The organism is Qipengyuania sp. NPDC077410 (genome assembly GCF_044543405.1).
GTDB classification, from domain to species: domain Bacteria; phylum Pseudomonadota; class Alphaproteobacteria; order Sphingomonadales; family Sphingomonadaceae; genus Qipengyuania; species Qipengyuania pacifica.
Window position 1 is genome coordinate 971,141 of record NZ_JBITWB010000001.1, and the last position, 19,938, is coordinate 991,078.

The window sequence follows — 19,938 nt, forward strand, 5'->3', positions numbered from 1 at the left end:
CGCGAATGACGAGTCGCTAAACCGGCGCCAGCAACCGCCGCGCTTCGTCGCAATCCCTGTCCATCTGCGCCACCAGCGCGTCGAGACTGTCGAACTTCGCCTCGCCGCGCAGGAAGTGATGGAAGGCGACTTCGATCTCCTGCCCGTAGAGATCGCCCGAAAAATCGAAGAAATAGGGCTCCAGCAATTCCTTGGGCGGATCGAACTGGGGCCGCACGCCGATATTGGCCGCGCCCTTCAGCTCCTGCCCGGTCGACAGGATGCGCCCGGTCACGGCGTAAATGCCGTATCTGGGGCGCAGGTAATGTTCCACCGGCAGGTTCGCCGTGGGATAACCGATCTCGCGACCGCGCTTGTCGCCATGCTGGACCACGCCGCGAATGGCGAAGGGGCGGGTCAGCAGCCGCGCCGCTTCCTGTGGATCGCCGTCGCGCAGGGCATTGCGCACGCGGCTCGACGATACGGCCTCGCCGCCATCCAGCACGGGCGGCACCGCACGCGCCTCGATCCCGACGTCCTTGCCCAGGCTGACCAGCCTGTCGAAATTGCCGCCGCGCGCCTTGCCGAAGGTGAAATCCCCGCCCGTCACCACGCCTGCCACGCCCAGATGGTCGCCCAGCAGCCGCTGCACGAAATCCTCTGCCGTGGTTCCGGCCAGTTCGCCGTCGAAATGGAACACCAGCATCGCGGTCGCCCCGGCGGCGAGGTACAGCTCCTGCCGCTGTTCCAGCGTCGTCAGCCGGAAGGGCGGGGCATCGGGCTGGAAATGGCGCACGGGGTGCGGATCGAAAGTGGCGATGATGGCCGGTCGGCCTTCCTCGCGCGCCCAGCGGATCGCCTCGCCTGCCACGGCCTGGTGGCCCAGGTGGAAACCGTCGAAATTGCCCAGCGCCACGATCGCGCCGCGCAGGCTTTCAGGCAATGGCTCGCGGTGGTCGAGGAACCTCACGCGGCATACTCCCGCGCCCGTTCCAGCGTGACGAAGCTGTAGGCGGGGGCATCGCCTTCGGCAGGGTGGTCCTCGCGGGCGATCTCGCGCCATTCGGGTCCGGGGGCGGGCATGAAGGTATCGCCTTCGAAATCGGCATGGATGTCGGTCAGCTCGATCCGGTCGGCCAGCGGCATGAAGACATCGAAAATCGCCGCGCCGCCGATCACTGCCGCCTGTTCGGCAGTGTTCGACGCCAGATCAAACGCTTGATTGACATCCCTCGCCAGTTCGGCGCCGGTCGAATCCCAGCGCTCCCGGCGGGTCAGTACGATGTGCCTGCGGCCCGGCAACAGGCCCGGAAGGCTCTCGAAAGTCTTGCGTCCCATGATCATCGGCTTGCCCATGGTCAGCGCCTTGAACCGCTTCAGATCGGCCGGCAGATGCCACGGCAACGCCCCGTCCCGACCGATGCAGCCATTGGCCGCGCGGGCATAGATCAGGAACAGCTTCACCGTTCCAGCTTCGTTACATGGCCCATCTTGCGCCCGTCGCGAACCTCGGCCTTGCCATAGTCGTGCAGATGCGTGTCGGGCTGACTAAGCCATTGTTCGGTTTCGAGAATATCGCGCCCGATGATGTTCGTCATGGTCACCGACCTGGCGACCGTGGCGGTGTCGCCCAGCGGCAGTCCGGCCACGGCGCGGATGTGATTTTCGAACTGGCTCGTGGCCGCGCCCTCGATCGTCCAGTGCCCCGAATTGTGGACCCGCGGTGCCATCTCGTTGAACACCGGCCCATCCCGCGTGGCGAAGAATTCCAGCGTCAGCACGCCTACATAGCGCAGCGCATCGGCCACCTGCCGCGCCAGCTCCCGCGCCTCGCCGACCTGCGCCGCGATGGCTTCGCCAGCGGGCAGGGACGAAGTCGCAAGAATGCCGTGATCATGCGAATTGCGCGTGGAATCCCAGAAGCGGATTTCCCCGTCCTGCCCGCGGACCAGGATGACCGAAAACTCGGCCTCGAATTCGACGAAAGCTTCGTAAATCAAGGGCATGTCCGGCAGGTTCAGACCTTGGGCATCGCGGTCCGAACCAATGCGCCACTGGCCCTTGCCGTCATATCCGTCGCGCCGCGTCTTGAGAATGCCCGGTGCGCCCAGAGTGTCGATCGCGGCTTCCAGATCGGCGCGCGAATCGATGCGGGCATACGCCGCCGGTCGGCCGCCGAGCCCTTCGACGAAGCGCTTCTCGTTCAGCCGGTCCTGCGCGGTTTCGAGCGCGCGCGGATGCGGGAATATCCGGTCTTCGGGGATAGACGCCGCCGTGGCGACGGGCACGTTCTCGAATTCCCAGGTGACGGCATCGCATTGCGCCGCGAAGGCGGCGACTGCGGCTGCATCGTCCCATTTGTTGGTGAAGATGTCGTCGCACACGTCGCTGACGACATTGTCGCCCTCGGGCGCGTAGGCGATGCAGCGATAGCCGAGCTGGGCCGCGCTGACCGCCATCATCCGGCCAAGCTGGCCGCCACCCAATATCCCGATCGTGCTGCCGCGCTTCAGCATCAACCGACGGGACGCTCGGTCACGGCCGCACTGCGGGCCGCGCGCCAGTCCTGTAGGCGCTGCGACACGGCGGTATCGTGATTGGCAAGAATGGCCGCGGCCAGCAGCCCCGCATTGGTCGCCCCTGCCTTGCCGATGGCCAGCGTCCCCACGGGAACCCCGGCCGGCATCTGGACGATCGACAGCAGGCTGTCCTGCCCCGAAAGCGCCTTGGACTGCACCGGCACGCCGAGCACGGGAATATGGGTGAGCGCGGCGATCATGCCGGGAAGGTGGGCCGCACCGCCGGCGCCGGCGATGATGACTTCGAAACCCGCGTCCGCCGCACCCTTGGCAAAATCGTACATCCGGTCGGGCGTGCGATGCGCGGATACGATGCGCACGTCGCTTTCCACGCCGAGCTCGTCGAGCACTTCTACAGCGCAGGTCATGGTTTCCCAGTCGGACTGGCTACCCATGACGATGGCAACTTTGGCGCCCATCCTTACGAATCCTTGAGGTAGTAGCGTTCGCCCGACACCTTCGTGCCCTCGAACTCGTAGACGATCGGCTGACCGGTCGGGATTTCGAGCCCGGTAATCTCGTCATCCGAGATGGCGGACAGGTGCTTGACCAGCGCGCGCAGGGAATTGCCGTGGGCGGAGATGATGACCGTCTCGCCTTTGCCCAGCAGCGGCAGAATGGCTTCTTCCCAATAAGGCAGGACGCGTTCGATCGTCAGCTTGAGGCTTTCGGTGCGCGGCACGTCGATCCCGGCATAGCGCGGATCCTCGGCGAGATCGAATTCGCTGCCGGCTTCCATTTCCGGCGGGGGGACGTCGAAACTGCGGCGCCAGACGTGGACCTGTTCATCGCCGTGCTTTTCGCGCGTCTGCTGTTTGTCGAGCCCGGTCAGACCACCGTAATGCCGCTCGTTCAGGTGCCAGTCGCGCGTCACTGGGATCCACAGACGGTCGCAGGCTTCGAGTGCGATGTTGAGCGTCTTGATCGCCCGCTTCTGAAGGCTGGTGAAAGCCGTGGTGGGCAGGACGCCCTTGGCTTTCATCAATTCGCCGGCTTCACGCGCTTCGGCTTCACCTTTTTCGGTCAGGTCGACATCCCACCAGCCGGTGAAACGGTTGGCGAGGTTCCACTCGCTCTGTCCGTGGCGAACGAGGATCAGTTTCGACATGATTACTCCGGTTTCCCCTAGGAGCAGTGCGCGTTAGCGCTCTGTTTCTTCATTGGGAAGGCCTGTCTGGTCCGATTCGCTGATTTCGCGCCCCTGCGCTTTCCTGCGTCGCAGGTTCTCGCGAAGTTTTGCGGCGAGGCGTTCCTCACGGCTCGATTTGTTTTTCTCACTGGCCATGCAGAAAGCCTTCGCCAATTTTGCCTCCGGGCTCAAGCGAAGGTTGACTTATGCTCCGCGTCTGCCAATAGCGCGCGCCTCCACCCCGCGAGCCTTTCTCGCGGCGACATGTGCTGCTGTAGCTCAGTGGTAGAGCGCACCCTTGGTAAGGGTGAGGCCGGGAGTTCAATCCTCCCCAGCAGCACCATTTTCCCGGAAAATGGAATGTCCAGTGTTCGCCCCGCCCGCAGAGATGCCGGCGCGATGCGAAAGCCGATTGTATCGGCGTGCTGTATTGCCTAGCTAGCACGGTATGGATGAAGCCGACGATCTGACCCCGCTCGACCCTGCTTACAAATCGATGCTGCGCCTGCAGTTCGCGATCGTGGGGGTTGTATTGCTGGTGGCCGCCACCATTGCGGAATTCGCAATCCCGGGCTGGACCGGGGCGGTTTGGATCCCGGCTCTGCTCGTTGCCACCTATGCGCTCGTCCGTGTGCCGTTGAGGCGTTACAATGCGCGCGGATATTCACTGGCGGAGGAAAGACTGCGGGTGGTTCGCGGCGTTTTCTTCCGTGCCGATACGGTCGTCCCGTTTGGCCGCGTCCAGCACATCGATGTGGGGCAGGGGCCGCTGGAACGCGCTTATGGCTTGGCTACGCTGACCGTCCACACGGCGGGCACGCACAACGCTTCGGTATCGCTTCCCGGCCTGCGCCATGCAGATGCGACAGCCATGCGCGAAGATATCCGCGCGGCAATCAGGCGCGACACGCGGTGACCGAACCGTTGGAGGACACGCCCCGCAGAACAGACCCGCGCACGTTTGCAGTGCGGGCTGTGGCCATGCTTTCCCAGCTTGTCCTGCCACTCGTCGTCGGCGGATTCACCATCCTGGACAAAGGGGATTTCGGCGATGCCTTGCTCTACTTCCTCCCCCTTGTCGTGCTGGCGGTCGGAGCGAACATATTCTTCGCCTATCTGCGTTGGGCGCGCTTCACCTATACGGTCGGAGCAGACGACATCCGGGTGGAAAGCGGGGTTCTGTCGCGCGAGGCGCGGTCGGTACCGTATGAGCGAATTCAGGATGTCAGCATTGAACAAAAGTTCGTGCCGCGGCTGTTCGGGCTCGTCGAGGTAAAATTCGAGACCGGGGCGGGCGGGGGCGACGACCTGAAACTTGCCTATCTGCCGGAGGTCGAGGGCGAGCGCCTGCGGGAACTCGTCCGGTCCCGGCGTGATGGCAGTTCGCTACCCGAGCAGAATATCGACACCGATATCGCGCCCGAGCCGGATGCCCGACTGCTCTATGAAATGGGGCCTGGGCGCGTGCTTACTTTCGGCCTGTTCGAATTCTCGCTTGCCGTCGTCGCGGTCGTCGCGGGCGCCGCGCAGCAACTCGATTTCCTGCTGCCGTTCGAAGTCTGGGACTGGCGCTCGTGGCGCGAACAGATAGCCGGACCCGGCCAATGGCTGGCTGGCCTCGGAGTGCTTGCCCAGCTTGTCGGGGGTGTGATCGCCGTGGGTTCGCTGATCTTCATCGGTGTCGCAACGGGAGTGGTACGAACGGTCCTTCGCGAATGGGGATTCCGGCTGGAGCGAACCGACAAGGGTTTGCGGCGCAGGCGCGGGCTGCTGACGCGCACCGATCTCGTCATGCCGGTGCACCGGGTGCAGGCGCTGCGGCTCAGCACGGGGTTGGTCAGGCGGTGGTTCGGCTGGCATTCCCTGAAGCTCGTCAGTCTCGCCAGCGATAGCGGGTCCGCCAATCACGAAGCGGTACCTTTCGCCAGGCTAAAAGAGATTTCGCCGGTAGTGGCCGAAACCGGGTTCGAACTGCCGGGCGCGGAAATCGAGTGGCATCGCTCATCCCGGCGCTATCGGATCGACGGCTTTCTCATCGGATTTTTCCTGATGAGCGCGATTGCCGCGGCGCTGTTCGTGGCTGGCAATGCATATCTCGCATTGCTGCCGATAATAGCCGGAGGCGGATGGTTTGCCCTGCACGAATATATGCGCTGGCGCTGGGATCGGCATGCGCTGGGGCGACGCCAGTTATATGCCCGGCACGGCTGGTTCGCGCCAAGCATGGCCATTGCATCGCGCGAAAAGCTGCAATCGGTCGAAATCGTCCGCAATCCCTTGGCGCGCGTGCGAGGCTATGCCGACATCAGGTTTGGGCTTGCCGGGGGACACCTGCGAATGCGGGGTATCGCGCTGGCGGACGCAATGCGCATCCGCGACGCGGTTCTTTCCAGCATGGGCGAGCAGGATTTTTCCGAGGTTGTGGAAGCCGGTTCGCAATCTGCCTAGGCGCGCAAGTCTTCCCATTCGGGATGGCGGTCGAATTGCGCGGCGACATAGGAACAACTCGGGATGATCTTGAAGCCTTTGTCGCGTGCGTCGTCTATAAGGGCGTCCACCAGTTTTGCGGCGATACCCTTCCCGCGCATGTCCGGCGCGACGATCGTGTGGTCGGCGTCGCGCGCGCCATTGCGCAGTGTCCATGTCAGTTTGCCTGCGTGCGTACCATCGCCGTCGCGTGCGACATACTGACCGCTCGTTTCGTTATCCTCGTTGCTTATAGCAATCGGTGAAGTTTCCATCGTTCCGTTATTCCTTCCTGTGCAAGCAATGCGCCGGTGGTTATGGGCGTTCCGATGCAGTTCCTATCCGATAATGCCGCCTCGGTTCACCCGGCCATCTGGGATGCCCTGAAGGCCGCGGACGCACCCGATTCGCCTTATGACGGGGATGGTCTGAGCAATGCTCTCGACCAGAGACTTTCCGACCTGTTCGGCAAGCCATGTGCGGTTCTGTGGGTAGCTACGGGGACGGCAGCCAACTGTCTTGCCCTGGCAACCATGGTTCAGCCGCATGGGGGAATCGTCTGCCACGAAGAAGCCCATATCGAAATGGACGAAGGGGGCGCGCCTGGCTTCTATCTTCACGGCGCAAAGCTGCTGCTGGCGAAGGGCGATGGCGCCAAGTTGTCGCCCGATGCGATCCGCGCCGTCGTCGACCCGATCCGCGACGATGTGCACCAGGTTCAACCGCACGCCATCTCTATCACTCAAGCCAGCGAATATGGCATGACCTATCGGCCCGAAGAGGTTGCGGCCATCGTGGCGCTGGCGCGAGAGCGCAAACTCGCAATCCATATGGATGGCGCCCGTTTTGCCAATGCCGTTGCCTTTCTGGAATCCACTCCGGCTGAAGCAGCAGGAGATGTTGACGCATTGAGCTTCGGATTCATCAAGAACGGCGGTCTCGGGGCCGAGGCAATCGTGTTCTTTGACGCCGCTCTGGCCGATGTGGCCCGTTACCGCCGCAAGCGTGCCGGGCACTTGCAATCCAAGGGCCGGTTTCTTGCCGCGCAGCTTCACGCCATGCTGGACGGCGATATCTGGCTGACCAATGCGCGCCATGCCAATGCTGCGGCTCAGGAAATCGCCGCTGGTTGCGAGGAGCGATTGATGCATGCAGTGGAAGCGAACGAATTGTTCGTGCGCTGCACTGCAGACGAACGCCAGGCGCTGCGCGAAAAGGGTTTCGGCTTTTACGACTGGGGCGACGATGCTGCCCGCTTCGTTACGGCATGGAATACGCCTGAAGAAGACGCGTCCGCTCTGGCAAAGGCGCTCGCCGCGCTATGAGTACGCCTGTAGAGGGCGAAAGCCTGTTTACGCCCCGTAATTTCGCCGCATTTCTGCTTGTCAGCGTGATCTGGGGCGGGACCTGGCTGGTGATACGCGACCAGATCGCCAGCGTCCCGGCGAGCTGGTCGATCTCCTATCGCTTCATCGTGGCGGCCCTCGGCATGTTCGCCCTGGCTGCAATCCGGCGGGAAAGACTGTCTCTCGCGCCGGGTGGCATGCGCTGGGCCTGTTTGTTGGGCCTGTTCCAGTTCACGCTCAATTTCGCCTTCGTTTACAATGCCGAAAGCTATATCACTTCGGGTCTCGTGGCAGTCATGTTCGCACTGCTGGTCGTTCCCAATGCGATCTTTGGGCGCGTTTTTCTGGGCCAGCAGATCACCGGGCCGTTCATTGTCGGCTCGGCGATCGCGGCAATTGGTGTCGCGCTGCTTTTCGCCCATGAATGGCAGTCTTCACCCGCGACCTTGAGCGAAGTGCTGCTCGGTGCCGGGCTGACGGTTTGCGGCATTCTTTCGGCCAGCGCTGCCAATATCACGCAGGCAATGGAGGGTGCGAAGAAGCAGCCCTTTCTCGCCCTGCTGGCGTGGTCGATGGCCATTGGCGTGGTGATCAACAGCGTGTTTGCATGGGCAACGTCGGGGCCGCCGCAATTCGATACACGCACCTCATACTCGCTCGGTATCCTGTATCTCGGGCTTGCCGGTTCGGTGGTGACTTTCCCGCTGTATTATGGCCTGGTTCGCAAAATCGGGGCCGGTCAGGCGGCCTACAGTTCGGTAATCGTACCGGTAGTGGCCATGGTCCTTTCGACCCTGTTCGAAGGGTTCGTGTGGGGACCGCTGCCGGCAGCCGGGGCCGTCATTACGCTATCGGGAATGGTGATCGCCATGCGCGGACGGGCAAGCCCGCCGCCGCGCCGTGCTACGCCTGAGCCCTGATCGCGGCCAAACCTTCGCGATACGTCGGATAGCGCGGGGTCCAGCCGAGCAACCGCTTCGCCTTGCCGTTGGCCACACGGCGATTTTCGGCGTAGAAACCGCGCGCCATCGGCGAAAGGTCGGCCTCCTCCATCGTCTGTAACGGCGGAGGCGGCACGTCCAGAAGCCGCGCAGCCTCTTCGATCACTGCGTTCTGGCTGGTCGGCAGATCGTCCGCGACATTATAGGCCCCCGGCGGGGCCTCGCTTTCGAAAGCGGCCACCACCCCTGAAACGATATCGTCCACGTGGACCCGGCTGAAGACTTGGCCCGGCAGGTCGATCCGGTGTCCTTTGCCCTCTGCCACCCGGTCGAGTGCGCTGCGCCCGGGGCCATAGATGCCAGGCAGGCGGAACACCCGCGCCTCCATCTCAAGCCACCGCGCGTCGCAATGCGCCCGGGCAGCTCGCCGCCCAGTTCCGGTTGGAGATGCTTCGTCGACCCAAGCGCCGCCGGCATCGCCGTAAACGCCGGTGGACGAGAGGTAAAAGAGCGACTTTCCATGCAAGGCATGGCCATAGGCATCCAGCACCGGATCGCTATCACCGGACGGCGGAACGGAACTCAGGATGTGGGTTGCCCGAGCGAGGGCCGCAGTCACTGCGTGCGAATCATCGAAGCTGACATTGCCCGAACTCCCCGTCGCGTCGACGTGCCAGCTACGCGCTTGCACCAAGCTGGCGATGCGGGATGCCGTATAACCGAGACCGAAGATAAGCAGCCTGCTCATTCGCTGCCGGGTGGGCCGCATACAGGGCCGTCGAAAGCGCGAAGGAAGGTGGCAATCGAGTTCAGCATCGGACGCGTTCGGTGCGGGAGCAGGTCGTTGCTGTCAATCGGACAGAACCTGCGACCTGCCGATTGAACGCAAGGCCTCGACGGGCGTTGCATTGGGTGACAGAGCATTTTCGCCCGGAAAAACGACAGGACATTCATGGATATTGCGCGCACTCCCGCTTCGCCCGACGGCAACCCCGAAATGGCCGATGCAGCGTTTGAACCCAAGGCGCCGCCCGAAATACAGCGCTCAGATTATACGCCTTTTGCGTGGTTGATCCCGACGATCAGGATGGAGTTCGATCTGGGCCTCGATAAAACGCGTGTGGTCACCAGGCTTGATGTCGAACGCAATCCGGATGCCGACGCTTCCCCGACAATTCGCCTGAACGGCGATAGTCTCGAACTCGTGTCGATCACTTGCGACGGAGGCGATTGTGCAGGGCATATGCTGGACGGCGACGATCTCGTAGTCACGCTGGAAGGCGAGCGGCATACACTCGAAATCGTCACCGAACTGGACCCGTCCGACAATTCGCAACTGATGGGGCTGTACGCCTCCAATGGCATGCTTTGCACGCAATGTGAGGCGGAAGGCTTTCGCCGAATCACATTCTTCCCGGATCGCCCGGATGTGCTCAGCACCTACACTGTGCGAATGAGCGGGCCGAAAGCGCAGTTCCCTGTACTGCTGTGCAACGGCAACCGCACCGATGCTGGCGAAGAAGGTGGCACGCACTGGGCGGAATGGCACGATCCTTGGCCCAAGCCTTCCTATCTCTTCGCTCTGGTGGCCGGCGACCTCGTCGCTCGGACAGACAGTTTCACAACTGCCAGCGGCCGCAAGGTGGAACTGAACGTCTGGGTCCGGGACGGAGATCTCGATCGGACCGAGCATGCAATGGAGAGCCTGAAGCGATCCATGAAATGGGACGAGGAGACGTTCGGGCGCGAATACGACCTCGATCTGTTCAATATCGTCGCGGTTTCGGACTTCAACATGGGGGCGATGGAGAACAAAGGGCTCAATATCTTCAACACGAAGTATGTCCTCGCCGATCCCGACACCGCCACCGACGGCGATTACGATGGGATCGAGGGTGTGATCGGCCACGAGTACTTCCACAACTGGTCGGGAAACCGAATCACTTGCCGCGACTGGTTCCAGCTGAGCCTCAAGGAAGGCTTCACCGTGCTACGCGACCAGTTGTTCAGTCAGGATATGGGCAGTGCGCCGGTCAAGCGCATCGAGGATGTCCGCGTATTGCGCGGCGTACAGTTCCCCGAGGATTCCGGTCCTCTCGCGCATCCGATCCGGCCAGACTCCTATCGCGAAATAAGCAACTTCTACACGGCAACCATCTACAACAAGGGCGCCGAAGTCATTCGCATGATGCGGACCATGGCGGGCGAAGAGCGGTTCCGCCGCGGGACCGACCTCTATTTCGATCGTCACGATGGCGAAGCTGCGACATGCGAGGATTTCGTCAAATCCATCGAAGATGGTACCGGCATGGACCTGACCCAGTTCCGCCGCTGGTATTCGCAGGCGGGCACGCCGAAGGTAAGGGTGGCGCTTGAGCATGCGGGCAACAGCGCGACGCTGAAGCTTTCGCAAACCATTCCTGCCACTCCCGGTCAGCCCGACAAAAAGCCCATGCCGATTCCCCTGAAGGTCGCGTTGTTCGACCGTCAGTCGGGTGAGAACAGGGGCGAAGAACTCATCGTTCTCGATCAGGACAGCGCAATTTTCACGTTCGATGGCTTTGCGCAGAGGCCGGTGCTGTCGATCAATCGGACATTTTCAGCGCCGGTTTCGATCGAGCGCGACGTATCGCGGGATGATCTCGTGTTTCTTGCTGCGCAGGACGATGATCCGTTCGCCCGGTACGAAGCAATGCAGGAACTCATGACCGGCTATCTCGTCGGCGCAGTGACGGGCGATCTTGACGATACTGGCTGCAAGGCGGCGCGCGGCGACATAGCGCAGGCAATGAAATCGGTGATTGAAGACGATCGTCTCGAAGACCTCATGCACGGCGAACTGATGTCGATGCCAAGCCAAGCCTATATCGCAGAGCAGATGCTGGTTGCCGATCCTGGCCGAATTCATGCCGAGCGGGAGGCGCTGAAGGCCGATCTCGGCGATCGGCTGGCGTCACAGTTCCACGCTCTTTACGATCGGGTCGAGGGCCTGCCGTTCTCGCTGGATGCAGACGCCAAGGGCGCGCGAAAGGTTAAGACGCTGGTGCTAAGCTATGCCGCTGCCAGCGATCCCGCAAAGGCAGCCGAACTCGCTGCCTATCAGTACGACCATTCGGACAATATGACCGATCGTCAGGGCGCTTTGATGGTCCTTGCCGGCTTGGACAGCCCGGAACGCACCGACAAGCTGCAAGATTTTTACAATCGCTACGCAGGCAATGCGCTGGTCATCGATAAATGGTTCGCGTTGCAGGCCAGTTCGCTTCATCCGCACGCCATCGATCATGTGAAAGCTCTGCGCGCTCACCCGGACTTCACGTTGAAGAACCCGAACAGAGTGCGCTCGCTCTATATGGCCTTCGCGGCAAATCCTTCCGCATTTCACGCGGCGGATGGCGAGGGCTATGACATGATCGCCGACCTCGTTCTGGAACTCGATCCGATCAATGCGCAGACGGCAGCCCGCTTTATTCCGTCCCTGGGGCGCTGGCGCCGCATCGAAGAAGGGCGCGCCAAGTTGATGCGCGACGCGCTCGAAAGAGTTGCTGCTGCGCCGAAACTCTCGCGCGACACGTTCGAGCAGGTCACGCGTTCGCTGGGATGATCGCGTGGTGAGTGGTTTCCTGAAGGCCGACCTGCTCGATGGCATTCCCCATGGCTTCTCGACGTCGGCTGGTCTGGAAGCCGACGACATAGTCCGCGGCGCGAATTTGATGTGTCCGCGCCAGATACATTCGGCGACGGTCGTGATCGTCGATGAGCCATGGCCCGAACCACCGCAAGCCGATGCGCTCGTCACCGCCAGGCGGGGTATCGCATTGGGCATTGTCACCGCCGATTGTGCTCCGGTCTTGCTGAGCGATGCCAAAGCCGGCGTTGTTGGTGCAGCGCATGCTGGCTGGCGCGGAGCAGTCGGCGGCGTGCTGGAGCACACGGTGGCGGCGATGGTGTCGCTGGGTGCACATGCACCCGATATCAAGGCGGCAATCGGCCCCACGATCGCGCAGGGCAGCTACGAGGTCGATCAGGGATTTCGCGAACAGTTCGACAATCGCGATGCGCGATTCTTCGCAACCGGGCGTCCCGGGCATTACCAGTTCGATCTACCGGCCTATGTGTACCAGTGCCTAAGCGATACAGGCGTCCGCGATATCGAGGATCTGCGCGAAGACACTTATGCGCAGCCCCATCGCTTCTTCTCGTTCAGGCGCGCAACGCATTGGGGCGAGGAAACCGGGCGCAGGCAGCTCAGTGTCATCGCACTACCCGTGTGATCCCTGCCGCGATTGCACCTTGACGTACAAAGCTTGCCAAAATGGCGGTTGGCAACCTGCCGCATAGCGGCTAGAGGCGCGTCCAAACCGGGCACACTGGGGGCTTCCGCGCACGTACCGTATATTCGGGCGTACCGGCTTTCGGATAGGTCCGGCCATGGATTCGCACTCTGCGCCTAACCCGTCCGGGCCACGGCGCAATACCAAGGCAGGCAAGGCAAAGCGCTGATGGCAGACACCGCTGCAACCGCAACTTCCGAAACGGCAGTCGTTACCGATGACGGTATCCGCCGCCGTGACTTTCTCGACATCGCTGCAGTCAGTGCTGCGGGTATCGGCGGTCTTGCCGTCGTATATCCGTTGATCAGCCAGATGGCGCCGTCGAAAGACGTCCTTGCCGCCAGTTCGACGGAAGTCGATGTCTCGGCGATCGAGCCGGGACAGGCCATCAAGGCAGTATTTCGCAAGCAGCCGCTGTTCGTGCGTCGCCTGACGGGTGCTGAAATCCAGGCGGCCAACGCCGTCGATGCCAGCAGCTTGCGGGATCCGCAGACTCTCGAGGAGCGGACGAAGGAAGGTCACGAAGACATGCTCGTGACCATGGGGGTCTGTACTCACCTCGGCTGTGTTCCCCTCGGTGCCGCCGAAGGCGAAGTCAAAGGCGAATACGGCGGCTATTTCTGCCCCTGTCACGGGTCGCATTACGATACGGCTGGCCGTATCCGTAAGGGTCCCGCGCCGGCAAATCTCGAAGTGCCGGAATACGAGTTCACCTCGGACACCGTCATTCAGGTCGGCTGAGCGTAGAGAGAAGAGACGATACGATGAGCTTTCCCTGGGCCAAGGAATATACCCCGACCAATCCGGTCATGAGGTTCTTCGACGAGAAGCTGCCGCTGCCGCGCCTCGTCTATAACGCTGTCGGTGCAGGCTATCCTGTTCCCCGCAATCTGAGCTATTTCTGGAATTTCGGCGTTCTGGCCGGCTTCTTCCTGGTGCTTCAGATCGTGACCGGCGTGGTGCTGGCGATGCATTATGCTGCCAACGCCCAGGTGGCATTTGCCACGACCGAACATATCATGCGCGACGTAAACTGGGGCTGGATGATGCGCTATGCGCACGCCAACGGCGCCAGCTTCTTCTTCATCGTCGTCTACCTGCACATCTTCCGCGGCTTCTTCTACTCCTCGTACAAGGCCCCGCGCGAAATGATCTGGCTGCTGGGCGTCGTCATCTTCCTGCTTATGATGGCCACCGCCTTCATGGGCTACGTGCTTCCCTGGGGTCAGATGAGCTTCTGGGGCGCCAAGGTCATCACCGGCCTGTTTGGCGCAATCCCACTGGTGGGCGAGCCGATTCAGGTCTGGTTGCTGGGCGGCTTCGCTCCGGACAATGCGGCGCTCAATCGTTTCTTCAGCCTCCACTTCCTGCTGCCCTTCGTAATCGCAGGGGTTGTTATCCTGCACATCTGGGCGCTCCACATTCCGGGATCGTCGAACCCGACGGGCGTGGAAGTGAAGCAGGAAAGCGACACGCTGCCCTTCCACCCGTATTACACGGCGAAGGACGGCTTCGGCCTGGGTGTGGCGCTGATCCTCTACTTCGCGCTGGTATTCTTCCTGCCGAACACGCTGGGCCACCCGGATAACTACATCGAAGCGAACCCGCTTTCGACGCCGGCGTACATCGTGCCCGAATGGTACTTCTGGCCGTTCTACGCGATCCTTCGCGCCTTCACGGTCGACTTCCTGTTCATTCCGGCCAAGCTGATGGGCGTGATCGCCATGTTTGGTTCGATCCTGATCTGGTTCTTCCTCCCCTGGCTCGACAAGTCGCCTGTGCGCAGCGGCCATTACCGTCCGATGTTCCGCAAGTTCTTCTGGTTCGGTCTCATCCCTGCCATGGCCGTGCTGTTCTATTGCGGCGGTGCGCCGGCCGAAGAACCCTTCGTGATGTTGAGCCAGATCGCCACGGCTTACTATTTCCTTCACTTCCTGGTGATCATTCCGATCGTCAGCCAGATCGAGAAGCCGGAACCGCTGCCCTATTCGATAACCGAAGCCGTGCTCGGCTCGGACGACAAGGCAGTGCTCGGCAAAAACGCCAAGACGGCTGCCTAAGCGAGTACGAGAAAAGAAATGACCAAGCTTCTCAGCATCCGCCTTGTCGCAATTCTCGTCGGCCTCGGCTTCGCGGTCGTAGCGTTGTATTCCTTCGTGGTCGGCGCCTACGCCGCGATTACGGAAGAGGCACCTGCTCACCTTCCCTATGAAGAGCCGCGGGATATCGCCTATTCGTTCGATGGGCCTTTCGGAAAATGGGACGTTCAGCAGCTTCAGCGTGGCTTCAAGGTCTACAACGAAGTCTGCTCGGCCTGTCACAGCCTCAAGTTCGTCGCGTTCCGCGATCTTGAACAGATCGGCTATGACGAAGGTCAGGTGAAGGCTTTCGCAGCATCCAAGCAGGTGCCCGGTATCGACCCGAACACCGGCGAAGCGACCACGCGTCCTGGCCTGCCTACGGACTATTTCCCGTCGCCTTATCCCAACAATGTCGCAGCGGCTGCAGCCAACAACAATGCCATTCCGCCTGATCTCTCGCTGATGACCAAGGCGCGCCATGATGGCACGAATTATGTCGCCTCGCTGCTGATGGGCTATCAGGAACCGTCCGCGGAACTGTTGGCAGAACATCCCGAAGCCGCGCCGGCTCCGGGCCTGCATCACAACCCCTATTTCCCGAACCTCAACCTTGCGATGGCTCCTCCGCTGACGACTGCCGGTCAGGTGACCTTCGATGATGGCACCGAAGCCACCATCGAGCAGATGGCCACCGACGTAGCCGCATTCCTGACATGGACAGCCGAACCCACGCTGGTGAAGCGCAAGCAGACAGGTTGGCCGGTGTTGATCTTCCTGCTTTTCGCGACTGTGCTTGCGTATTTCTCCAAGAAGCAGATCTGGGCAGCGACCAAGCGCAAAGACGCCTAGATTATCTCTGATCTCAAAATGATATGCGCCCCTTGCATCGTCAGGATGCAAGGGGCTGCTTTGTTTAGAGGGTCGACGCCATGACGCCTGCCGAGCTCAAAGCCCTTGTCCGGACAATCCCGGACTTTCCCAAGGCAGGAATCCAGTTCCGCGACATTACCACCCTCATCGGTCATGGGCCTGGCTTTGCCGCGACCATAGAATGGCTTGCCAGGGAAATTTCGGATGCTGAGGCAATCGCCGGCATGGAGGCGCGCGGCTTCATCTTTGGTGCGGCCGTCGCCGCGCGGCTGGAATTACCGTTCATTCCGATACGCAAGCCCGGAAAGTTGCCTTGCCGCGTTATAGGCGTAGATTACGAACTCGAATATGGAGTCGACCGTTTGGAAATGGACCCGCAGTCCATTGCACAGGGCCAAGCGGTAGCGATCGTCGACGATCTTCTTGCAACAGGCGGCACCGCTGCAGCGGCGACGGAATTGTTGCGAAATGCGGGCGGGTTGGTCACTCGCGCCGCATTCGTTATTGATCTGCCCGAACTTGGTGGTCGGGAAAAGCTCGCCGAACGCTCGGTCGACGTAAGCGCACTGATGAATTTCGCCGGCGCATGAATCGCGCCTAGCGATGGAAATAATGCCAGGGTCGGGCATTGGTAGGGCTGGCGCCGTGTGGGCGCCCGGACTAGCGATATAGTCGCGCAGCCAGAGGGGGGCATGGAACAGTCATTAGTCATCGCGATGGTGGGCATGTTGGGCATAGGTGCCCAATGGCTTGCCTGGCGTACCGGGTGGCCAGCAATCGTCCTCATGCTGGCCGCTGGATTTCTGGCGGGTCCGGTATTCGGGCTCTTCGATCCCGAACATGCGTTTGGCGAATTGCTCGATCCGATGGTGGCGATCGGCGTTGCCCTTATCCTCTTTGAAGGCGGTCTGAGCCTCGACCTCCGCGAACTGCGGCACGCAGGCGAAGCTGTTTGGCGCCTTGTTATCCTGGGCGGTCCGATCGCCTGGGTTTTTGGGGCCTTCGCCGCACATTCGATCGGTGGGCTCGAATGGCCCGTCGCGATCCTGTTTGCGGGTATTCTTGTGGTCACCGGCCCGACCGTCGTCATGCCCTTGTTGCGGCAATCATCGGTGAAATCGAGACCGGCAGCGATCCTCAAGTGGGAAGCTATCGTCAACGATCCGATCGGCGCTCTGTTCGCGGTTGTCGCCTATGAATATTTCCGGGCAGTCACCGCGTCGCCGGGCTCGGGCCTGTTCGAAGTCGTCCCGCCGCTGATCTTCGCAGCAATCCTTGCCGGCGTAATCGGTTATGTGGCTGCGGCAGCGATCGCATGGGCCTTCCCGCGCGGTACCGTCCCGGAATTCCTGAAGGTCCCGGTGCTGCTGACGGCGGTGATCGTGGTCTTCGTCCTGTCCAATCAGATCGAGCACGAGGCGGGCCTTGTTGCCGTTACCGTCATGGGTGTGGCGCTGGCAAACATGAACGTGACGTCCCTGCGGAGCATCCATCCGTTCAAACAGAACGTGGCCGTTCTCCTGATCTCCGGTATCTTCATCCTCTTGTCGTCGAGCCTGAAATTCGAGGAACTGGCATACCTCAACTGGAATTTCGGCCTCTTCCTGCTGGCGCTGCTGTTCCTCGTCCGCCCGGCCACGATACTGCTCAGCCTGCTGGGCAGTTCGGTCCCATGGAACGAGCGGCTATTTCTTGCGTGGATTGCCCCTCGCGGGATCGTGCTCGTCGCAATCTCCGGCCTGTTCGCACTTCGCCTGGAAGAAATCGGCTATGACGGGACTGCCCTGATCGGGCTCAGCTTTGCCGTGGTCGTCGTAACGATCGTCGCCCATGGTTTCACGATCGATCTGGTCGCCAAGCTGCTCAACCTGAAGGGCAGCAATCGGCCGGGCATCATCATAGTCGGCAGCACGCCGTGGACCATATCGCTGGCCATGATGATGAAAGAGCTCAAGGCGCCGGTCATGGTGGTCGATGCGAGCTGGCAACGTCTCGCACTAGCGCGGCAGAATGGCTTGCCGTTCTATCACGGCGAAATCCTCAACGAAGCGACCGAGCATAATCTGGATCTTACGCCTTATGCCGTCTTGGTCGCCGCGACGGAGAACGAGGCTTATAACGCTTTGGTTTGCAACGAGTTTGCATACGAAATAGGCAGAGACACCGTCTTCCAGCTTGGTGACGCTGTGGATGAAGATGATCGGCATTCGCTTCCCAGCAGCATTCGTGGTCGCGCGCTCTTCGAAAGCGGGTTCGGCGTCGAAGACGTCAACGAGCGCCTCTCGCGCGGTTGGGTCTTCCGCAAGACCAAGCTCTCGGACGAATTCGATTTCGAAGCAGCTCGCGAGCGTTTGCCGGATGCGGCAGCAATGCTATTGCTGCTGCGAGAGAATGGGACGATCCGCTTCTTCACCCATGCGGCAAGACCCGAACCGCGGGCTGGCGATGTCATAGTCAGTTTCGCTCCACCACAAGAACGTACCGCACAGGACGCGGCCGCGAAACGCGAGCGAAAGCGCAGCAAGACCGCCGAGCAAGGAACATGAATTGATGAACCGGCATGGACACCACGTCGCAATCGTTGTTTCGACGTTGCTCTTGGCGGCGTGCAACAGCGAACAACCGCCAACCGCCCCGGAAGAACCCGCTGAAGGTAAACGATCGATCTTCCGTCCGGAATTTCAGGTCGAGCCGATCGATAGCCTCAGCCCGCCGGAATCCCTGGAAACCCGGATCATCTTCCCGGATGGCGCCCAACTTTCTCAGGAAGCCCGGGCTGAGCTGGCGACCGTACTTGCCTCGCCGCAGGTGACCGGCGGAGGAGCGATCGTCCTTCGTGGACACAGCGACAGTGGCGGTAGTGACGATGCGAACATGCGAGCCTCTCGTGCTCGCGCCGAAGCCGTTCGAGACTGGCTTGTCGAAAACGGTGTGGAAGCGAGCCGTATTTCCGTCATCGCCTTCGGTGAACAGAATCCGGCAGCGCCCAACGCGCTTCCCGACGGTTCGCCCAATGAAGAGGGCAGGCTGGCAAATCGCCGCGTCGAGATAGAGGTGTACACCGCAGAACAGCCGGCGGAGGTCGAAAAACCTACCTTGGCCGAAAGCTTGGCGACGGAAACAGAAGATGAGGACGGCGAAGCAAGCGAAGAAACGCAATAGCGTGTTGACGCAGGCGCGGCTTCGGTGGCAATGGCGCCTGACCCGAGCGGGTATAGCATAGTGGTAATGCTCCAGCCTTCCAAGCTGGCTAGAGGGGTTCGATTCCCCTTACCCGCTCCAACTCTCAATTGCCGATGATTTCCGAAGGTCGCTTCGCAAAGTAGGTAGGGCTGGACAGGCTGGCGCTATGCAACCGGCATATTGTCGATCAGCCGCGTCCCTCCGATTCGTGCAGCTACGAAAAATCGGTTGCCCGGACCAGGCTCACTCGCAGGGGCAAGGTCGCGGTCATCGCGAATTTCGGCGTAATCGATTGAATCGAACCCTGCATCGAGCAGCCGGCTACGAAAGGCTTCGAGAACAGACCCGGTCGCATCACCTGCGCCGATGCGCTCGATTGCCAAGCGCATCTCTCGCGGCAGAGTTGCGGCGATCGCGCGATTCTCGGGGGAGAGATAGGCGTTGCGACTGCTCATCGCGAGCCCATCGTCTTCTCGCACGATAGCGACGCCGTGGATCGCATCGACATGGGGCCGGGTAAGGTCCAGGTCTCTCGCCATTCGGCGTATTACGGCCAGCTGCTGCCAGTCTTTCTCCCCGAAAAAAGCCATGTCGGGTCGGACCTGATTGAACAGCTTGCAGACAACCGTCGCGACACCATCGAAATGGCCGGGGCGATTGGCCCCACAGAGGCCTTCGCTAACACCTGAAACCGATACGTTGGTCGCATAACCTTCGGGGTAAACTTCTCCCGGGGGAGGGGCCCAGAGCAAGGAAACCCCCTCTGCCTCCAGCAAAGCGGCATCGCGCGCAAGCTGTCGCGGGTAGGCGTCCAGATCTTCGTTCGCGCCGAATTGACGAGGGTTTACGAATATCGATACTGCGACGTGGTCGGCCGCCCGGCGAGCCTCTCGTACCAGCGTCAGATGGCCTTCGTGCAGGGCCCCCATCGTCGGCACCAATGCGAGTGTACCGGCGGCCTGAAAGGCATCAGTTTCACGACGCAGATCTGATAATTGGGTGACGGTTTGCAAGGAGCCTGCTCCCGGTT

Annotated in this window: 21 protein-coding genes and 2 tRNA genes; 14 read left to right on the plus strand and 9 right to left on the minus strand. The window is 61.4% G+C overall.

Features of this window, described 5'->3' with window-relative positions; all coding sequences use genetic code 11:
* Positions 1-16: 16 nt before the first annotated feature.
* From ACIGGE_RS04765 to ACIGGE_RS04790, 6 genes are read right to left on the minus strand one after another with little or no spacing between them, the layout of a single operon-like run.
* On the minus strand, positions 17-949 hold the full coding sequence (locus tag ACIGGE_RS04765) for a bifunctional riboflavin kinase/FAD synthetase (protein WP_397489588.1): 933 nt from the start codon (positions 947-949) through the stop codon (positions 17-19).
* Entirely contained in the window at positions 946-1,443 is a 498-nt protein-coding gene (locus tag ACIGGE_RS04770) for a dihydrofolate reductase (protein WP_397489589.1), read from the minus strand. The genes ACIGGE_RS04765 and ACIGGE_RS04770 overlap by 4 nt, the downstream gene beginning before the upstream one ends.
* Positions 1,440-2,495, minus strand: coding sequence for a 5-(carboxyamino)imidazole ribonucleotide synthase (locus tag ACIGGE_RS04775; protein WP_397489929.1), 1,056 nt, complete (start codon positions 2,493-2,495; stop codon positions 1,440-1,442). The genes ACIGGE_RS04770 and ACIGGE_RS04775 overlap by 4 nt, the downstream gene beginning before the upstream one ends.
* Complete coding sequence (purE, locus tag ACIGGE_RS04780; protein ID WP_397489590.1) at positions 2,495-2,977, minus strand: 5-(carboxyamino)imidazole ribonucleotide mutase; 483 nt, start codon at positions 2,975-2,977, stop codon at positions 2,495-2,497. Before purE ends, ACIGGE_RS04775 begins: the two co-directional genes overlap by 1 nt.
* Positions 2,978-2,979: 2 nt before the next feature.
* On the minus strand, positions 2,980-3,666 hold the full coding sequence (gene gpmA / locus ACIGGE_RS04785) for a 2,3-diphosphoglycerate-dependent phosphoglycerate mutase (protein ID WP_221596901.1): 687 nt from the start codon (positions 3,664-3,666) through the stop codon (positions 2,980-2,982).
* A gap of 33 nt (positions 3,667-3,699) precedes the next feature.
* The gene (locus ACIGGE_RS04790) at positions 3,700-3,843 is read right to left on the minus strand and encodes a hypothetical protein (RefSeq protein WP_301641946.1); all 144 of its coding nucleotides are present in this window, start codon (positions 3,841-3,843) and stop codon (positions 3,700-3,702) included.
* Between the two features lie 112 nt (positions 3,844-3,955).
* Between ACIGGE_RS04790 and ACIGGE_RS04795 the strand changes: the two genes are divergently transcribed.
* The 3 genes from ACIGGE_RS04795 to ACIGGE_RS04805 all read left to right on the plus strand — a co-directional run bounded on the left by ACIGGE_RS04795 (position 3,956) and on the right by ACIGGE_RS04805 (position 6,135).
* A tRNA-Thr gene (locus ACIGGE_RS04795) sits at positions 3,956-4,030 on the plus strand.
* 105 nt (positions 4,031-4,135) lie between these two features.
* Positions 4,136-4,603 (plus strand): PH domain-containing protein, encoded by a 468-nt coding sequence (locus ACIGGE_RS04800; protein WP_397489591.1) that lies wholly within the window; start codon positions 4,136-4,138, stop codon positions 4,601-4,603.
* On the plus strand, positions 4,600-6,135 hold the full coding sequence (locus ACIGGE_RS04805; protein WP_397489592.1) for a PH domain-containing protein: 1,536 nt from the start codon (positions 4,600-4,602) through the stop codon (positions 6,133-6,135). Before ACIGGE_RS04800 ends, ACIGGE_RS04805 begins: the two co-directional genes overlap by 4 nt.
* Here ACIGGE_RS04805 and ACIGGE_RS04810 read toward each other — a convergent pair.
* Complete coding sequence (locus ACIGGE_RS04810) at positions 6,132-6,428, minus strand: GNAT family N-acetyltransferase (protein WP_397489593.1); 297 nt, start codon at positions 6,426-6,428, stop codon at positions 6,132-6,134. The two genes, ACIGGE_RS04805 and ACIGGE_RS04810, sit on opposite strands and share 4 nt — an antisense overlap.
* A 54-nt stretch (positions 6,429-6,482) precedes the next feature.
* Here ACIGGE_RS04810 and ACIGGE_RS04815 point away from each other — a divergent pair, with 54 nt between their 5' ends.
* Positions 6,483-7,478, plus strand: coding sequence for a threonine aldolase family protein (locus tag ACIGGE_RS04815; protein WP_397489594.1), 996 nt, complete (start codon positions 6,483-6,485; stop codon positions 7,476-7,478).
* Positions 7,475-8,419, plus strand: a complete 945-nt coding sequence (locus ACIGGE_RS04820) for a DMT family transporter (protein ID WP_196847333.1) — start codon at positions 7,475-7,477, stop codon at positions 8,417-8,419. Before ACIGGE_RS04815 ends, ACIGGE_RS04820 begins: the two co-directional genes overlap by 4 nt.
* Here the strand turns inward: ACIGGE_RS04820 and ACIGGE_RS04825 are convergent.
* On the minus strand, positions 8,403-9,188 hold the full coding sequence (locus tag ACIGGE_RS04825) for an NAD-dependent epimerase/dehydratase family protein (RefSeq protein WP_397489595.1): 786 nt from the start codon (positions 9,186-9,188) through the stop codon (positions 8,403-8,405). The genes ACIGGE_RS04820 and ACIGGE_RS04825 overlap by 17 nt on opposite strands.
* 204 nt (positions 9,189-9,392) lie before the next feature.
* On the opposite strand from ACIGGE_RS04825, the gene pepN reads away from it, so the two are divergent.
* From pepN to ACIGGE_RS04870, 9 genes are all read left to right on the plus strand, one after another.
* Positions 9,393-12,044: an aminopeptidase N gene (gene pepN / locus ACIGGE_RS04830; RefSeq protein ID WP_397489596.1), complete on the plus strand. Its 2,652-nt coding sequence runs from the start codon at positions 9,393-9,395 to the stop codon at positions 12,042-12,044.
* Positions 12,045-12,048: 4 nt separating this feature from the next.
* The gene (gene pgeF / locus ACIGGE_RS04835) at positions 12,049-12,714 is read left to right on the plus strand and encodes a peptidoglycan editing factor PgeF (RefSeq protein WP_397489597.1); all 666 of its coding nucleotides are present in this window, start codon (positions 12,049-12,051) and stop codon (positions 12,712-12,714) included.
* 228 nt (positions 12,715-12,942) lie between these two features.
* On the plus strand, positions 12,943-13,515 hold the full coding sequence (gene petA / locus ACIGGE_RS04840; RefSeq protein WP_196847337.1) for a ubiquinol-cytochrome c reductase iron-sulfur subunit: 573 nt from the start codon (positions 12,943-12,945) through the stop codon (positions 13,513-13,515).
* Between the two features lie 23 nt (positions 13,516-13,538).
* Positions 13,539-14,834 (plus strand): cytochrome bc complex cytochrome b subunit, encoded by a 1,296-nt coding sequence (locus ACIGGE_RS04845; RefSeq protein ID WP_397489598.1) that lies wholly within the window; start codon positions 13,539-13,541, stop codon positions 14,832-14,834.
* Between the two features lie 18 nt (positions 14,835-14,852).
* Positions 14,853-15,704 (plus strand): cytochrome c1, encoded by an 852-nt coding sequence (locus tag ACIGGE_RS04850; RefSeq protein ID WP_221596911.1) that lies wholly within the window; start codon positions 14,853-14,855, stop codon positions 15,702-15,704.
* An 80-nt stretch (positions 15,705-15,784) separates the two neighbouring features.
* The gene (locus ACIGGE_RS04855; RefSeq protein ID WP_397489599.1) at positions 15,785-16,315 is read left to right on the plus strand and encodes an adenine phosphoribosyltransferase; all 531 of its coding nucleotides are present in this window, start codon (positions 15,785-15,787) and stop codon (positions 16,313-16,315) included.
* Positions 16,316-16,417: 102 nt separating this feature from the next.
* Positions 16,418-18,271 carry a sodium:proton antiporter gene (locus tag ACIGGE_RS04860; protein WP_196847340.1) on the plus strand — a complete coding sequence of 618 codons (1,854 nt, stop codon included), beginning with the start codon at positions 16,418-16,420 and terminating at the stop codon, positions 18,269-18,271.
* Positions 18,272-18,275: 4 nt separating this feature from the next.
* Complete coding sequence (locus tag ACIGGE_RS04865) at positions 18,276-18,887, plus strand: OmpA family protein (RefSeq protein ID WP_397489600.1); 612 nt, start codon at positions 18,276-18,278, stop codon at positions 18,885-18,887.
* A 46-nt stretch (positions 18,888-18,933) separates the two neighbouring features.
* Positions 18,934-19,007: transfer RNA gene (locus ACIGGE_RS04870), tRNA-Gly, on the plus strand.
* A gap of 65 nt (positions 19,008-19,072) precedes the next feature.
* Here ACIGGE_RS04870 and panC read toward each other — a convergent pair.
* Positions 19,073-19,921, minus strand: a complete 849-nt coding sequence (panC, locus tag ACIGGE_RS04875) for a pantoate--beta-alanine ligase (protein WP_397489601.1) — start codon at positions 19,919-19,921, stop codon at positions 19,073-19,075.
* Positions 19,922-19,938: the final 17 nt, after the last annotated feature.

Bases quoted from the DNA above. Each gene is read 5' to 3' on its own strand.
- ACIGGE_RS04775 (WP_397489929.1), bottom strand. From the start codon at position 2,495: ATGCTGAAGCGCGGCAGCACGATCGGGATATTGGGTGGCGGCCAGCTT.
- ACIGGE_RS04825 (WP_397489595.1), bottom strand. From the start codon at position 9,188: ATGAGCAGGCTGCTTATCTTCGGTCTCGGTTATACGGCATCCCGCATC.
- pepN (WP_397489596.1), top strand. From the start codon at position 9,393: ATGGATATTGCGCGCACTCCCGCTTCGCCCGACGGCAACCCCGAAATG.
- ACIGGE_RS04820 (WP_196847333.1), top strand. From the start codon at position 7,475: ATGAGTACGCCTGTAGAGGGCGAAAGCCTGTTTACGCCCCGTAATTTC.
- gpmA (WP_221596901.1), bottom strand. From the start codon at position 3,666: ATGTCGAAACTGATCCTCGTTCGCCACGGACAGAGCGAGTGGAACCTC.
- ACIGGE_RS04815 (WP_397489594.1), top strand. From the start codon at position 6,483: ATGCAGTTCCTATCCGATAATGCCGCCTCGGTTCACCCGGCCATCTGG.
- ACIGGE_RS04845 (WP_397489598.1), top strand. From the start codon at position 13,539: ATGAGCTTTCCCTGGGCCAAGGAATATACCCCGACCAATCCGGTCATG.
- ACIGGE_RS04865 (WP_397489600.1), top strand. From the start codon at position 18,276: ATGAACCGGCATGGACACCACGTCGCAATCGTTGTTTCGACGTTGCTC.
- petA (WP_196847337.1), top strand. From the start codon at position 12,943: ATGGCAGACACCGCTGCAACCGCAACTTCCGAAACGGCAGTCGTTACC.
- ACIGGE_RS04800 (WP_397489591.1), top strand. From the start codon at position 4,136: ATGGATGAAGCCGACGATCTGACCCCGCTCGACCCTGCTTACAAATCG.
- ACIGGE_RS04855 (WP_397489599.1), top strand. From the start codon at position 15,785: ATGACGCCTGCCGAGCTCAAAGCCCTTGTCCGGACAATCCCGGACTTT.
- purE (WP_397489590.1), bottom strand. From the start codon at position 2,977: ATGGGCGCCAAAGTTGCCATCGTCATGGGTAGCCAGTCCGACTGGGAA.
- ACIGGE_RS04860 (WP_196847340.1), top strand. From the start codon at position 16,418: ATGGAACAGTCATTAGTCATCGCGATGGTGGGCATGTTGGGCATAGGT.
- ACIGGE_RS04850 (WP_221596911.1), top strand. From the start codon at position 14,853: ATGACCAAGCTTCTCAGCATCCGCCTTGTCGCAATTCTCGTCGGCCTC.
- ACIGGE_RS04810 (WP_397489593.1), bottom strand. From the start codon at position 6,428: ATGGAAACTTCACCGATTGCTATAAGCAACGAGGATAACGAAACGAGC.
- ACIGGE_RS04790 (WP_301641946.1), bottom strand. From the start codon at position 3,843: ATGGCCAGTGAGAAAAACAAATCGAGCCGTGAGGAACGCCTCGCCGCA.